The following is a 14,385-nucleotide window of genomic DNA, read 5'->3' on the forward strand; positions in this document are numbered from 1 at the left end:
TTGTGTGGGGTTGGGTGCTGCGGCCCACTTTTTGTTACCCACGAGTAAACGGGATTAAATAGGGGTTGGTCTGCTCGGTAGCGGAAGGCGGGCTTACCGGTGTCTTGAGGCTTAAGGGGGCAAAGGGTGTCCGGGTTAATGGACACAGGCGTGTCCGCTTAGAGGATCGCCCGGTTGGCACCTTTCGCTGCTTACCTCAATGTGAGTTACTGACTGCCTTTATGGCTGTCATTGGCGGGTGAATGCGGGGTTAGTTCCTGGGTCTATGGCAGCGGCTGTGGGCTAATTAAAGTTACTGACTGCGTTTATGGCAGAAATAGCGCGAAAGATCGCTTGAAAGTGTCATAAACTCATACAGTTTCACGTTTGCAGCCCGTATTTATGCCTGCAGCCTGTACTCACACGTATAGCCTCCAATCGCGTGTACAGCCCGTATTCAAGCGCAGCCCATTCTCGCAAGCAAAGCTCGCAAGCTCATTGTCAACTAGGCCCAACTAGGCCCAACTAGGCCCAACTACGCCCAGCGAGACCCAAACATACGTCGATAGTGCACATGTTACCTTCCGTAGGGCACAAGTTACCCCCGTTAGCGAACGCTGCAATTGTGCCTTTACCAGCACAAATTAGCCAACGCTAAGCCAAGTTCGAAATATGCCCTAAATATTGCGTAATTTCATAACGTATTTACTTGTTAAATAGGGAACCCTAAGCTAATGTTTCACAGGTAATGATTACCTAAGTAAGTGATTGGGTAACGGCGTCTAAGTGGCGTTTGTTTAACAATCCTACTGTGACCGAAGGGATGCCTTTAAGTGGCGCGTTCTAACTCCGGCCGTATTCGCAATATCGTAGTTGCATCTGTTGCGAGCCTTGGACTTGTTCTTGGTGCTTGTTCTACTGATGCCGGTAACGAGGATAAGTCTGCAGCTGCAGGCAACGAGTCTACTATTACCGTTACTGATAATCATGGTGAGCAGACCGTACCTGCCGAGATTGACTCTGTTGTGGCCACGGATAACCGTTCCTTCGAGATGCTCGATCAGTGGGGTATTAAGCTGGCTGCAGCTCCTAAACCGATTATCCCGTTCACGGTTTCCGACTACAAGGACAATCCTGACGTTCAGGACATCGGCAATCACCGCGAGCCGAATCTCGAAATTGTTGCTGCTGCTGACCCGGACCTGATTGTGAACGGTCAGCGTTTCGGCAAGTACTACGATGACCTGAAGAAGCTCGCTCCGAACTCCGCGATTGTGGAGTTTGAGCCGCGCGAGGGCAAGCCGCTGGACGAGGAGCTCAAGCGGCACGCTAAGGGCCTGGGCGCCATCTTCGGTAAGGAGAAGGAAGCCGATCAGCTCATCGCAGACTTTGACAAGGCTCTGGAGCGCGCTCGCAAGGCTTACAACCCGGACGTGAAGGTCATGGCGCTGAACTCGTCGGGCGGCACCCTCGGTTACATTGCTCCGACTGTTGGTCGTACCTTCGGCCCGCTGTTCGACCTGATTGGCATGAAGCCGGCGCTGGAGGTCGACAAGGCCAGCGATGACCACCAGGGTGATGAGATTTCCGCCGAGTCCATCGCTGAGGCAAACCCGGACTTCATCATGGTGCTTGACCGCGATGCTGGCACCTCTGTCCGCGGTACCGATGAGTACCGTTCGGCACAGTCTGTGGTCGAGGAGGCTGCTCCGCTGAAGAACGTGAAGGCAGTCAAGGAGGGCAAGATCTACTACGCCCCAGAGGACACCTACACCAACGAGTCCATTATCACGTACACGGAGATTCTGAACGGGCTTGCCGACGCCTTCGAGCAGGCCTAATAGTTCTCTGACCAGTCACAGGAGTACCTCACCAACTCTATGCAGAAGTTACTGGATTCCCGACTAGCCATCGGGATTGCCTTTGTGGCAGTCCTGGTGGCTATGTCGCTGTTTGTAGGCCAATACGACATCCTGGGCGCCGACGACGGCTGGGAGATGTTCGCCACTACGCGTATACCGCGCACCATTGCACTAGTGCTCTCGGGTGCCGCGATGGCGATGTGTGGCTTGGTCATGCAGCTACTTACGCGCAACAAGTTCGTCGAACCCACCACCACGGGAACCACGGAGTGGGCTGGTCTCGGCCTGATTTTCGTGATGTATTTCTTTCCTTCGGCCTCGATGCTTGGTCGGATGGGCGGGGCAATCATCTTCGCTTTCATCGGCACGGCAGTGTTCTTCCTGTTCTTGCGCCGTGTCGCTTTGAAGTCAAGTCTGGTTGTGCCCATCGTGGGCATCATGTTGGGTGCGGTAGTCAGTTCGATTTCGACTTTCTTTGCGTTGCAGACGGACATGCTGCAGTCGCTAGGCGTGTGGTTCGCAGGCTCCTTTACTGCCATTTATAAAGGGCAGTACGAATTCCTGTGGCTGGTCGTCATCGTGGTTGCAATCGTCTTCGTATTCAGCGATCGGTTAACGGTTGCGGGGCTTGGTGAGGACATTGCCACCAACGTCGGTCTGAACTACAAGCGAATCGTGTTCCTGGGAACGGGGCTGATTGCAATCGCAACAGGTTTGGTCACCGTCGTGGTGGGCAACCTCCCATTCCTGGGGCTCATCGTCCCGAATATCGTCTCCATGTTCCGTGGAGATGATCTGCGCTCCAACCTGCCGTGGGTGTGCCTGGTGGGAATTGGCACCGTGACGATTGCGGACCTGATTGGCCGCGTCATTATCGCCCCGTTCGAGATCCCGGTATCGGTGATTCTCGGCATCCTGGGAGCTGCCATCTTCGTCTATCTGATTGTGGAGCGGCGTCGTGCTTAATCTCAGTTCAACTCACACGGTGGCCGACCAGGCCGGGCCGCAAACGACGTCGTTTAGCACGGCCGCCGCGGCGCGCAGGTACTGGATTATCATTGCTGCGCTGGTGGGCCTGGCGGTGTTGTTTACGGCGGGCCTGCTCGCGTGGGATAACCCGTTGCCGTTCGGTACGGATGGTTTTTGGCTGATTGCGCGCCGGCGTCTTGATGCCGTAATTGCCATGATCGTGGTTGCCTGCTGCCATGCCGTCGCGACGGTGGCGTTCCAGTCGATTGCGAATAACCGAATTATTACGCCGTCGATTATGGGTTTTGAGGCGCTGTACGTGGCTATCAGTACCACTGCGGTGTACTTCTTCGGTGCGACCGGCCTGATGAAAGCTGGCTCGGTTGGCGCGTTTGTGCTGCAGCTCGCGCTGATGGTGGGGCTGTCGCTGGTGCTGTATGCGTGGCTGCTGACCGGGCAGGGCGCGGATATGCACAGCATGCTGCTGGTGGGCATTGTCATCGGTGGCGGACTGGCTTCGCTGTCGACGTTCATGCAGCGCATGCTGACGCCTTCGGATTTTGACCTGCTGACGGCGCGGCTGTTCGGCTCTGTCAACAACGCGGACCCGGAGTTTTTCCCGGTGGCGATCCCGCTGGTGATCGCGGCAATCGTGGTGATTGCGCTGCATTCGCGGGCCCTCAATGTCATGTCGTTGGGGCGTGAAGTCGCGACGAATCTGGGCGTGAATTACCAGGTTCGGTCCATCACCGTGCTGGTTGCGGTGTCCGTGCTGATGGCAGTATCGACGGCTATGGTCGGCCCGATGACATTCCTCGGCTTCCTGGTCGCGACCATTGCGTACCAGGCTGCGGATACCTATGACCACCGCTTTGTGCTGCCGATGGCGGCGCTGATTGGCTACGTCACGCTGGCCAGTGCGTATTTCATCCTCAATCACGTTTTCTATGCCCAGGGCGTGGTGTCCATCATTATCGAGCTGGTTGGCGGTTCGATCTTCCTCTACGTCGTTTTGAAGAAGGGACGGCTATGATTCTCCTCGACAGTGTAAGCAAGAGCTATACCAGCGAGGTGTCAATTGGCCCCGTTGACCTGGAAATTCCAACCAACGCAATCACGGCTCTGATCGGCCCGAACGGCGCGGGCAAGTCCACGCTCTTGACTATGATTGGCCGCCTCCTTGCCGTCGATTCCGGTGACATCAACGTCGGTCCATACAACGTGGGGAAGACCAAGTCGAAGGATCTGGCGAAGGTGCTGTCGATTCTGCGCCAGGACAACCACTTCGTCACGCGTCTCACCGTGCGCCAGCTGGTCAGTTTCGGCCGCTTCCCGCACAGCCAGGGGCGCCTGACCGCTGAGGACGAGCGCATCATCTCCCAGTACATCGAGTTCCTCAATCTTGAGGAACTCCAGGGCCGCTACCTCGACGAGCTCTCCGGTGGGCAGCGTCAGCGCGCGTATGTCGCAATGGTGCTCTGCCAGGAGACGGATTACGTGCTTCTCGACGAGCCGTTGAACAACCTGGATATTTCTCATTCGGTCGACATCATGTCGTACCTGCGCACTGCAGTGCGCGATTTGGGTCGAACCATGGTGGTGGTGTTGCATGACATCAATTTCGCGGCTCGCTACGCCGACTACATCTGTGCGGTCAAGGATGGCCAGATTGTAGAGCACGGCCTTACCGCAGAGCTGATGCGTTCGGAGGTTCTGAGCCCAATCTTCAACACTCAGATTGACATCGTCCAGGGCCCGCACGGCCCGGTCGCCTGCTACGGCTCTTAAGGCAATTCCTGGCCGGACCCACGCAGCCGATACAATCTAGCCTCATGACTATTACTGCTGCCGTTGACGGTTCCGCCCTGCACAACCCCGGACCTGCCGGGTGGTGCTGGTATATCGACGACAGCTGCTGGGCCGCCGGCGGATGGAAAGAGGGAACCAACAACCGCGGGGAGCTCACCGCTCTTGCCGAGCTGCTCCGCGCCACCGCTCACATCCCCGATGAGCCACTGTTCGTCCTGTGCGATTCGCAGTACGTGATTAACTCCGTTACCAAGTGGATGCCGGGATGGAAGCGCAAGGGCTGGAAGAAGCGCGACGGCAAACCCGTCCTCAACGTGGACATCTTGCAGGACATCGACAAGCTGCTCATTGGTCGCAACATTCATCTCGAATGGGTCAAGGGCCACTCTGGCCACGACATGAACGAAGCTGCAGATCAGCGCGCCCGAGCCGCCGCCACCGCGTATCAGAAGGGCACCGCAGTGCCCGAGGGGCCAGGTTTCGCTGGTGCGGGGAGTCGCGGGCAGACGAATGCAGCACAGACGAATGCAGCGCCGACAAAAACCACGCCCGCCACGCCTTCTTCCGACTCCAAGGCACCCAAGACCGCAACCTTCGAGCAAGAAGGCCTCTTTGACCTCGCTGCCGACACCACCGTGACACCCGAGGACGCAGCCAAGGAAGCGCTCACTGTTTTCCGCCGGGCCGCACATCGCGCTGAGCAGGGTAATGCCCGCGCCCTCAAGGCATTGCTTAACGACGCCCTGGGCGCCAACCTCGCCGTGCCAGACGGGCTTTCGGATGCCGAGCATGAGCTCCGCGTCGAGGGAACCACCGCTACTGCGCAGTTCACTACAGACGACTGGGTTGGCCTGGCTGTCTGGGATTTGTCCCAGGCAGTGGGGAAAGCCACAGGTTCTGCGCGTTTGTTGGGCTGGAATGTAGGCAGGTCTTAGCAGTAGTATGAAAGTTTGGTCTTTTAGGTAGACCACCAGGCAATCCGGGGTTACTGGTAGCCTAAAAACACATAAATTCTTTTACTCATTACATATAAGGAGCTCCGACTTCATGGCTGAGCACGAAGGTCCTCGTTCCGGCGAAGGCCGAGGAAATCGCGGAAACCGCGGGTCTAACCGTTCCCATGGTCGTGGCGAGGGCGGCTTTAACGGGCGCAACCGCAACGATCGTCGTGGACAGGGCGGTGGCCCAGGTGGTCGTGGCCGTGGTGGTCACGGTGGTCATGGCGGTAACCGCGATTCCCGTGGTTCGCGGGGCTTCCGTCGTGATGATCGCGACGATCGTGACTTTAACCGCGGTGACCGCAATGAGCGCGGTGGTCGTGGCGGTCGTGGTTACAACCGCAACAATCGCGATGATCGTAATGAGCGTTTTAACCGCGATGACCGTGGTGGTCGCGGTGGCCGCGGTTACGACCGCAATGATCGTAACGAGCGCAACGACCGGGGCGAGCGCAATGATCGTCGCGGCCCGGGCGGACGTGGCGGCCAGGGAGGTCGCAACTTCGACCGTCGTGGTGGCAAGCCACGTCGCTCTAACCGTGGTGGCCGCTTCCAGGATGAGAAGCGTACGCACCGCACCGGCCCGCAGCGCCCAGGTTTCCGCGAGGAGCGCATTGAGGCCCGCAAGAACGAGCCGAAGCTGCCAGATGACATTCGCGCAGACGAGCTCGACCCGAGCGTCCGCCAGGATCTGAAGAGCCTGGCTAAGGACAACGCCGACAAGGTTGCTCGTCACATGATTATGGCCGCAATCCTGATGGCTGAAGACCCGCAGCGTGCCCTGGAGCACGCCCGCGCAGCGAAGGACCGCGCAGGCCGCGTCGGTGTCGTTCGTGAGACAGCTGGTGTCGCCGCTTACCACGCAGGTGAGTGGAAGGAAGCCCTGGCTGAGTTGCGTGCTGCTCGTCGCATCTCCGGTGGTCCGGGCATGCTCGCAGTGATGGCGGACTGTGAGCGCGGCCTCGGCCGTCCGGAGAAGGCCATCGAGCTGGCTCGATCCGAGGAAGCCAAGCAGCTGGATAACGAGTCCAAGACTGAGCTGGCTATCGTCGCCGCAGGTGCTCGCCGCGATATGGGCCAGATTGATGAGGCTCTGGTTGAGCTGGAGACCCAGGATCTGAACCCGGACCGTGAGGATTTCGAAGCAGCTCGTCTGTTCTACGCCTACGCCGATGCGCTGGTGGAGGCCGGCCGTAAAGACGATGCCAAGGTGTGGTTTACCCGCTGCGCCAAGATCGATGTCGACCAGATGCTCGATGCTCGCGAGCGCATCGAAGAGCTGAGCAAGTAAACAGCCCAGCTGCCCGACTCGCAAAACCATCCACCGCTGGCGCGATGCGGCTGCGCATCTACAATTCGTCGTAAAGCGTTCCTATTTTCGTAAAAGGAGAAATGCACCTCATGGCTTCTGTCGCTTCTTCCTATGATGCCGCTCTGTTGGATCTGGATGGCACGATTTACGAAGGTGGCGCGGCGATTCCGAACGCGCTGGAGGGGCTGACCGAGGCGGCGCTGCCGATGGTGTTTATTACGAACAACGCCTCGCGTGCGCCGCAGACGGTGGCGGATCAGCTCAATGAGCTGGGCTATGACGTTCACGCGGACGATGTGATGACGTCGGCGCAGGCGGCCATCGAGATGGCGGCGGAGGTCATTGAGCCGGGCTCGAACGTCTTCGTATTGGGTGCGGAGTCGTTTAAGCAGTTGGCTCGTGAGGCGGGGTACAACCTCGTGGATTCCGCTGATGACTACCCCGCGGCGGTGTTCCAGGGGCTCAACCGTGAGATGACATGGAAGCAGATGTCGGAGGCGTCGCTGGCGGTGTCGCGAGGTGCGCGCTACCTGGTGTCGAATTTGGATACGACGCTGCCGTCGGAGCGCGGTTTTCTGGTCGGCAATGGCTCGGTTGCTGCGGCGATTTCGACGACGACGGGCGTGGCGCCGCTGTCGGCGGGCAAGCCGAAGCCGCCGATGTTCATTAAGGCGGCGGAGCGCCTGGGCGCGAAGAGTCCGCTGGCGATTGGTGACCGCCTGGATACCGACATCGCGGGTGGAAAAGCTGCGAAGATGGACACGTTTATGGTGGTCACGGGTGTTTCCACGCATATGGATGTCGTCGCGGCGCCACCTGAGCACCGCCCGACGCTTATCGGCGCTGATATGACCGCGCTGAACCGTGAGCTGGATCAGGCACGCCCGACGCCGCAGGCTGGTTTCACCGCGCGTTACGACGACGCGGAGGCCGGTGTCATCGTTCTTTCTGGCGGTGACACGGAAGATCCTCGGTTGGCGAACTCGGCGGAGGCTGCGGTGGCGGCGCTGCTGACGGTCGTGGATGTGGTGTGGAACTCTGAGGCTGGTCGTGCTGGCGCAGTGGAGGTCGCGCAGGTCCGCGCGGATGGCCCGGCTGCTGCGGCGGCGCTTGCTGCCTGGCGGATGTGATAGCCGATGAGTGAGGTCGCACCGAAGCCGGGGCAGGGGAAGGGGGCTGGTCCTGTGCCGGGACCAAAACCGGGTCTTGCACCTGCAACTAAGCCTGGCCCCTCTGCCGTACCCAGCCCGGCGGCAATGCCCGGTGCGCGCGAGGTAACCCCGGAGGATGTCCGGGAGCAGGTTGCGGCCGCGCTGTCCGCGCCAGCCCCGACTCCGCAGGAGAGAGTCGCGCAGTTCGAGCAGGCGCATGAGATTTTGTATGAGGCCCTGGGCTCGTCACGCAGGGAAGGAAAGTGAACGCGGTGGCAAAGAAAGCTCCTAAGCGCAGGCTCGATGCGGAGCTGGTGCGAAGGAAGATTGCTCGCTCCCGTGAAGCAGCAGTGGACATGATTAAAGCCGGTCGAGTCGAGGTCGGTGGTTTTGTCGCCTCTAAGCCCGCGACTGCGGTGACAGGGGATGTGTCCATTCGCGTCAGTGGCCTGGAAGAGGACGAGAACTGGGCGTCGCGCGGGGCGCACAAGCTGCTCGGGGCGCTGGAAGCTTTCGAGCCGCAGGGCTTGGATCTGAAGGGCCGGAAAGTACTGGATGCCGGTGCCTCCACGGGAGGTTTTACCGATGTGTGTCTGCGCCGCGATGTCGACACCGTATACGCCGTCGATGTCGGTTATGGTCAGCTGATTTGGCGCTTGCAGGATGACCCGCGGGTGGTTGTGCTCGACCGAACTAATGTCCGCACGCTGACCCCGGAGATTCTCGGCGGCACAGCGGATGTCATGGTCGGCGACCTGTCCTTTATTTCTTTGAAGCTGGTTCTGCCAGCGATTGTTTCCTGCCTCGACGATGGTGCTGACATGTTGCCGATGGTCAAGCCTCAGTTCGAGGTGGGCAAGGAGCGCCTTGGTTCCGGTGGCGTTGTGCGTAGCGATGCGCTGCGCCAGGAAGTTGTCCAAGAAGTCGCCGAATACGCCCGCACGCTGGGACTATCCTTCCGTGCGGCCGTGGCCAGCCCGCTGCCGGGCCCGAGCGGCAATGTGGAGTTTTTCCTGTGGCTGGTGAAAGACGGCGGTGCCAGCGATATTGGTGATGAGGCTATGGCTGCGGCCATCGCTAAGGCCGTTGAGGAGGGGCCGCACAATGACTAGCGCGAAGACTAGCTCACCGACTAGCGCGAAGACTAGCTCACGGACTGATAGCTCCAAGACCAGCGCCGGCAAGCGCGAAATCCTGCTGGTCCCGCACACCGGCCGTAGCGCCAACCTGGAAATGGCCGCCGAGGCCGCCGAGCTGCTTGAGGCCGCGGGTATCGATATCCGCGTGCTGGCCGGTAAAAACCCGGAGGCACTGGCCGCGCACCCAACGCTCGGTAAGTACCCGCGCTACTGGCACTCCCCGCAGGCGGCGTCGGGATGCGAACTCGTCCTCGTCCTCGGCGGCGACGGCACCTTCCTGCGCGCTGCAGATATCGCGCATTCGGCTGACCTGCCGGTGCTCGGCATCAACATGGGACACGTGGGCTTCCTCGCCGAGTGGGAGCAGGAGTCCATGACGGAGGCGATTAGCCGCGTCATCAAGCGTTCCTGGCGTATCGAAGACCGCATGACCATCCGCGCCACCGTCCGTGACACCACCGGCCGCGTAATTGGCTCCGGTTGGGCGCTGAACGAAGTAAGCATCGAAAACGTCAACCGCCGTGGCGTGCTGGACGTCATCCTAGAGGTCGATCGCCGCCCGGTGAGTTCCTACGGCTGCGATGGCGTGCTGATTTCCACCCCGACCGGCTCCACCGCCTACGCCTTTTCCGCAGGTGGGCCTGTGCTGTGGCCGGAGCTCGACGCCATGCTGGTCGTTCCTAACAACGCCCATGCGCTGTTCTCCCGCCCGCTGGTGATCTCCCCGTACTCGACCATCGCCATTGAGACCAACCACGACACCGCCGAGGCGGTCGCGGTGCTCGATGGCTTCCGCAACATCACCATGCCGCCGGGCAGCCGCATCGAAATCGAGCGCGGCGCGCAGCCGGTGCGCTGGGTGCGTCTGGACGATCAGCCGTTCGCCGATCGTCTGGTGCACAAGTTCCGCTTGCCGACGTCCGGGTGGCGCGGCCCCGCCGAGGCGCAATAGCCCCTAAACACGGCAGACGAGACCCCATACTTCAAGGGAAGGACTGATTGCAGGCGCCATGCTGACTGAGATTTCCATCCGCGACCTCGGCGTTATCCCCGACGCGACGCTTGAATTCAGCCCAGGCCTGACCGTGCTCACAGGTGAAACCGGTGCGGGTAAGACGATGGTGGTCACCAGCCTCAAGTTGCTCTGTGGCGCGCGGGCCGACGCCGGCCGCGTGCGCACCGGCGCTGACAAGGCCTTGGTGGAAGGCCGCGTTTGCACCGAGCACCTCTCGGAGGAAGAGTCAGCCACCATCGATGCTGTGGTTTCTGAGCTCGGTGGCGAGCGCGATGAAAATGATGAGTATCTGCTTGCTCGACAGGTCTCCGCGAAGGGGCGCTCCCGGGCGTGGGTTGGTGGCCGCAGTGCCTCGGCTGCGGCATTGGCGGATGTCTCCACGCGCCTGATTGCAATTCATGGCCAGAATGATCAGCTGCGCCTGCAAAGCGCTGATGAGCAGCGTGTGGCCATCGACCGTATGGATGCCGACACAATCGCGCCAACCCTAGAAACTTATCGCCAGCAGCGCGCACACTGGCGCACCCTGGTCAAAGAACTGGAAGAGAAGACTTCGAAGCGCCGTGAGCTGGCCATGCGTGCTGATCAGCTCAGCTTCGCTATCGAAGAAATCGACGCAGTCTCGCCCGAACCAGATGAGGACCAGGACCTGGCCTCGCAGATCCGCCGCATGCAGGATCTGGACGGCCTGCGCGACGCTGCTGCCGTGGCACTTGCCGCCATCGATGGTGCCGCCGCGATGGGCGCGAACAGCCTGGATGCCGCCGCTGAAGACTCCGGTGCCGCCGAACTCCTCGGCGCTGCCGCAAACGAGCTTGCCGCCGCAGACGACGAGGAACTCACCGAGTTTTCCAACCAGCTCAATGAACTGACCAGCCAGCTCTCCGAGATTTCCGCTGGTCTCGGCGCGTTTCTCTCTGGCTTGCCGGAGGAAACCGAGTCCCTGGACAAGCTCATGCAGCGCCAGGTGGAGATTAAGAATCTCACCCGCAAGTACGCCCCGGACATCGCGGGCGTGTTAGCCTGGCGAGATAAGGCGGAGCGCAAGCTCGCCACGCTGGATGTTTCCGGCGAAGCTCTGGACAAGCTCACCGCGGAAATCAACACCGCGGAGAAGAAGCTCGGCACCACCGCACGGAAGCTCTCCAAGGCCCGTGCAAAGTCCGCGAAGCACCTGGAACAGGCCGTGACCAAGGAGCTCAAGGGCTTGGCCATGCCGCACACTTCGCTGGTGGTGGAGATCGTCAAGGCAGACACCTTTGGCCCCGCAGGCGTGGACAACATTGAGTTCAAGCTCCGGGCCCACAAAGGTGCCGAGCCGCGCCCACTGGCCTCATCCGCATCCGGCGGTGAGCTTTCCCGCATCATGCTGGCATTGGAAGTTGTCCTCGCCGAAGGACAGGCCGGGCACACGATGGTTTTCGATGAGGTCGATGCCGGCGTTGGTGGGCGCGCGGCTGTGGAGATTGGCAAGCGCCTGAAGCAGTTGGCGGTGAATAACCAGGTGATCGTCGTCACGCACTTGCCTCAGGTGGCGGCGTTTGCGGATACCCACTTGGTGGTCAGTAAGGATGCCCGTTCGGGCGCGGTGTCGTCGAAGGTGACGAGCCTGGGCGACGAGGAGCGTATTGACGAGCTCGCGCGGATGATGGCGGGCCTGGACGATTCGGACTCCGGACGCGCGCACGCGCAAGATCTTCTGGATCAAGCTCGGCGCGCCTTCTCAGCCAAGTAGCTGCACTTATGTTTCACTAAGTGCCATGAGTCTGTTCTCTCGGAACGAAAAAGATCTTCCTGGCATTTCGGGGACCGTGCGGGACGGTTCCCGCCTGGAGCGTGCGCTCAAGCGCATGGGCGAAGGCGACATCGTGGTGATTGATGCGCCGGATATCTCGCGTCCACTGGCACAGCAGTTGATTGATGCCAAGGTCGCCGCAGTGGTGAACACCGGCGCGTTTACCACGGGTTTTGTGCCGAATTACGGCCCGCAGATGATGCGCGACGCCGACATTGCGATGGTGCAGAACGTCGGCGACGAGGTCTTTGAGAAGCTCAAGGACGGCAAGAACGGCAGGCTTGACGACGGCAAGCTCTACCACGGTGACCGCCTGATTGGGCAGGGCGACGAGGTCGACCAGGACGAGCTGGAGCGCGCCTTCGACGAGGGCCGCACCAGCATGGTCGACCGCCTGGAGGCACTCTCCGGCAACTTGGTGGAATTCGCCAAGACCGAGTCCCCGCTCTACATCGATGGCCTGGGCATTCCGGACGAGACGGAGCCGCTGCGTGGCCGCAAGGTCGTTGTGGTCAGCCCTGGTGAGGGACACCGCAAGACGCTGGAAGACTTAAAGAACTTCATCCGCGAGTACGAGCCGCTGCTCATCGGTGTCGACACCGGTGCCGACACGCTCTTCGATCTGAAGTACGAGCCGGACTACATCATCGGTGATCCGGAGAACATCAACTCTGAGGCACTGCGGTCTGCCGGTTGCGTGATTCTGCCCGCCGACCCGGACGGTCACGCGGTAGGCCTTGAGCGCATTCAGGACCTCGGTATTGGCGCCATGACGTTCCCGGCGCTGTCCGATTCCGCCACTGACCTGGCGCTGGTCTTCGCCGCGCATCACGACGCCGACATGGTCGTCTCCGTCGGTGCTCCACAGAACATCGACAGCATCTACCACGCTGAGGATCAAAGCGGTGTGCCGTCGGCGTTGCTGTCGCGTTTGAAGGTCGGGGAAAAGCTTGTCGACGGTCGCATGGTCGCCGACCTCTACCAGGTCAATAGCCGTGGTTTTGGTGTGGCCTGGGCAATCCTGGCTATCTTCGTGGCCGTTGCGGTGATCTTCGCTATCGCTGGTACCTCCGGCGATGGTTCTGTCAGCGAGAATTTGATTGATACTTGGAACTCCATTGCACTGTGGTTCCAGGGGCTGTTTAAGTAGTTATAGCGGTATCTTGAGCATTGTGAGCGCCTGAGTTTTCAGCTGTCAGTGCTGATTGAGGCGTCGGCGAAAGGAATGAGGGACAGGCGATGGCGAAGAAGCGCAGGAGCGGGAAGTTTACAGCCGGTGTGACAGGTGCTGCCCTCGGTGTTGCGGCAGGTGCTGCGCTGGGTGCTTATGTGTTGAACCCTGCCGGTGCTGGCATTGATTTCGGCACTGGCGCCGCCTCTGAGCGCGATGCCGCTGTTGCACGCGCTGATGCGCAGCAAGCGCGTGCCGATGAAGCCAACCGCATCATCGAACCCATCGTCGGGGAGATCGTCAAGGACTCTTTGAAGGATGTGCCCGTTCTGGTTATCGCCACGCCTGATGCCACCGATGAGCAGCTTGCAGGGGTTTCCGAGACCCTGCGCGCTGCTGGTGCCCCAGATGCGGGTGTGCTGAAACTTACCGATAAGTTTCTTTCCTCCGCTGGCGCGGATGAGTTGAAGGATACGGTTTCTACCTCGCTGCCGGCTGATGTGCAGCTGGATCCGGAGCGCCGCGAGCCGGGTCGACAGGCCGGCCAGGCGCTGGCTCCTGTGTTGGAGTTGGATAAGGATGGGGGAGAGCGGGCTTCCGCTGCGGACCGAAAGCTGCTGCTGGAGGCCCTGAAGGGCGGCGGTTTTGTTGAGTATGAGGAGGGGACGCTGCGACCGGCTGCTGGCATTGTGATTGTTGGTAATCACGGCACTGTGTCAAAGGCTGCGATTGATAAGGGCGAGGACCCGGAGTTCGGTGCTGGCTTGGTTGCGGATTTAGCTGTGGCACTGGCTGAGGGGTTTGGTGCTGGTGAGGATGCTGCTGGTCACGTTGTGGTGGGGACTGATGGCTTCGGCCGCGAAGGTGTCAGCGCCCTGCCAGACGAGCGCTGGGGTGTCGACCCTGCAGTGAAGCGTGTGGACGCTGTGTCAGATTCGGCGGGCCGGGTTGGGGTTGTTGGGGATTTGAAGAAGTAAGGAACGAACAGTGCCAAGCAAGCGGGAACAATCAATTAAGCGTTTCGAGCGTCGCATGGAACGACAGGCTACGAGAACGTCATGGCGAGACGACTACGCCATTATCGGTGAAGATTCCTGGGGTAATGACTACCTAGGTAACGAAGGTGGAGAGCGTTCCGTCCGCGCGAGCCGTGGTGGCCGGGCGGACGGGAACCGTCGGCGGTAG

At 60.5% G+C, this 14,385-nt stretch carries 13 protein-coding genes; all 13 read left to right on the forward strand.

What is annotated here, in order from left to right; genetic code table 11:
• Window positions 1-812: 812 nt before the first annotated feature.
• The 13 genes from HMPREF2562_RS07780 to HMPREF2562_RS07840 all read left to right on the forward strand — a co-directional run bounded on the left by HMPREF2562_RS07780 (window position 813) and on the right by HMPREF2562_RS07840 (window position 14,177).
• Entirely contained in the window at window positions 813-1,820 is a 1,008-nt protein-coding gene (locus HMPREF2562_RS07780; RefSeq protein ID WP_070549823.1) for a siderophore ABC transporter substrate-binding protein, read from the forward strand.
• 39 nt (window positions 1,821-1,859) lie between these two features.
• A complete protein-coding gene (locus HMPREF2562_RS07785; protein ID WP_070437363.1) occupies window positions 1,860-2,807 on the forward strand; it encodes an ABC transporter permease in 948 nt (315 codons plus the stop codon).
• Entirely contained in the window at window positions 2,800-3,843 is a 1,044-nt protein-coding gene (locus HMPREF2562_RS07790; protein ID WP_070549824.1) for an iron chelate uptake ABC transporter family permease subunit, read from the forward strand. Before HMPREF2562_RS07785 ends, HMPREF2562_RS07790 begins: the two co-directional genes overlap by 8 nt.
• Window positions 3,840-4,598: an iron ABC transporter ATP-binding protein gene (locus HMPREF2562_RS07795; protein WP_070549825.1), complete on the forward strand. Its 759-nt coding sequence runs from the start codon at window positions 3,840-3,842 to the stop codon at window positions 4,596-4,598. Before HMPREF2562_RS07790 ends, HMPREF2562_RS07795 begins: the two co-directional genes overlap by 4 nt.
• Before the next feature lie 44 nt (window positions 4,599-4,642).
• Window positions 4,643-5,554, forward strand: a complete 912-nt coding sequence (locus HMPREF2562_RS07800) for an RNase H family protein (RefSeq protein WP_070546196.1) — start codon at window positions 4,643-4,645, stop codon at window positions 5,552-5,554.
• Window positions 5,555-5,666: 112 nt separating this feature from the next.
• Entirely contained in the window at window positions 5,667-6,908 is a 1,242-nt protein-coding gene (locus HMPREF2562_RS07805; RefSeq protein WP_070546195.1) for a hypothetical protein, read from the forward strand.
• Between the two features lie 110 nt (window positions 6,909-7,018).
• Entirely contained in the window at window positions 7,019-8,059 is a 1,041-nt protein-coding gene (locus HMPREF2562_RS07810; RefSeq protein ID WP_070549845.1) for an HAD-IIA family hydrolase, read from the forward strand.
• Between the two features lie 6 nt (window positions 8,060-8,065).
• Window positions 8,066-8,347 (forward strand): hypothetical protein, encoded by a 282-nt coding sequence (locus tag HMPREF2562_RS07815; RefSeq protein ID WP_070549826.1) that lies wholly within the window; start codon window positions 8,066-8,068, stop codon window positions 8,345-8,347.
• Window positions 8,348-8,352: 5 nt separating this feature from the next.
• The gene (locus tag HMPREF2562_RS07820; protein WP_070549846.1) at window positions 8,353-9,192 is read left to right on the forward strand and encodes a TlyA family RNA methyltransferase; all 840 of its coding nucleotides are present in this window, start codon (window positions 8,353-8,355) and stop codon (window positions 9,190-9,192) included.
• Window positions 9,185-10,171, forward strand: a complete 987-nt coding sequence (locus tag HMPREF2562_RS07825) for an NAD kinase (RefSeq protein WP_070549827.1) — start codon at window positions 9,185-9,187, stop codon at window positions 10,169-10,171. The genes HMPREF2562_RS07820 and HMPREF2562_RS07825 overlap by 8 nt, the downstream gene beginning before the upstream one ends.
• 58 nt (window positions 10,172-10,229) lie before the next feature.
• On the forward strand, window positions 10,230-11,969 hold the full coding sequence (gene recN / locus HMPREF2562_RS07830) for a DNA repair protein RecN (protein ID WP_070549828.1): 1,740 nt from the start codon (window positions 10,230-10,232) through the stop codon (window positions 11,967-11,969).
• A 25-nt stretch (window positions 11,970-11,994) separates the two neighbouring features.
• Window positions 11,995-13,179 carry a putative cytokinetic ring protein SteA gene (steA, locus tag HMPREF2562_RS07835; RefSeq protein WP_070549829.1) on the forward strand — a complete coding sequence of 395 codons (1,185 nt, stop codon included), beginning with the start codon at window positions 11,995-11,997 and terminating at the stop codon, window positions 13,177-13,179.
• Between the two features lie 89 nt (window positions 13,180-13,268).
• A complete protein-coding gene (locus tag HMPREF2562_RS07840) occupies window positions 13,269-14,177 on the forward strand; it encodes a copper transporter (protein ID WP_070549830.1) in 909 nt (302 codons plus the stop codon).
• The last annotated feature ends 208 nt before the right edge of the window (window positions 14,178-14,385 follow it).

The organism is Corynebacterium sp. HMSC077G07 (assembly GCF_001809225.1).
Classification (GTDB): domain Bacteria; phylum Actinomycetota; class Actinomycetes; order Mycobacteriales; family Mycobacteriaceae; genus Corynebacterium; species Corynebacterium jeikeium_D.

Coding starts and splice junctions, on each gene's coding strand:
- steA (WP_070549829.1), top strand. CDS start 11,995: ATGAGTCTGTTCTCTCGGAACGAAAAAGATCTTCCTGGCATTTCGGGG.
- HMPREF2562_RS07800 (WP_070546196.1), top strand. CDS start 4,643: ATGACTATTACTGCTGCCGTTGACGGTTCCGCCCTGCACAACCCCGGA.
- HMPREF2562_RS07795 (WP_070549825.1), top strand. CDS start 3,840: ATGATTCTCCTCGACAGTGTAAGCAAGAGCTATACCAGCGAGGTGTCA.
- HMPREF2562_RS07785 (WP_070437363.1), top strand. CDS start 1,860: ATGCAGAAGTTACTGGATTCCCGACTAGCCATCGGGATTGCCTTTGTG.
- HMPREF2562_RS07805 (WP_070546195.1), top strand. CDS start 5,667: ATGGCTGAGCACGAAGGTCCTCGTTCCGGCGAAGGCCGAGGAAATCGC.
- HMPREF2562_RS07815 (WP_070549826.1), top strand. CDS start 8,066: ATGAGTGAGGTCGCACCGAAGCCGGGGCAGGGGAAGGGGGCTGGTCCT.
- HMPREF2562_RS07825 (WP_070549827.1), top strand. CDS start 9,185: ATGACTAGCGCGAAGACTAGCTCACCGACTAGCGCGAAGACTAGCTCA.
- HMPREF2562_RS07840 (WP_070549830.1), top strand. CDS start 13,269: ATGGCGAAGAAGCGCAGGAGCGGGAAGTTTACAGCCGGTGTGACAGGT.
- recN (WP_070549828.1), top strand. CDS start 10,230: ATGCTGACTGAGATTTCCATCCGCGACCTCGGCGTTATCCCCGACGCG.
- HMPREF2562_RS07810 (WP_070549845.1), top strand. CDS start 7,019: ATGGCTTCTGTCGCTTCTTCCTATGATGCCGCTCTGTTGGATCTGGAT.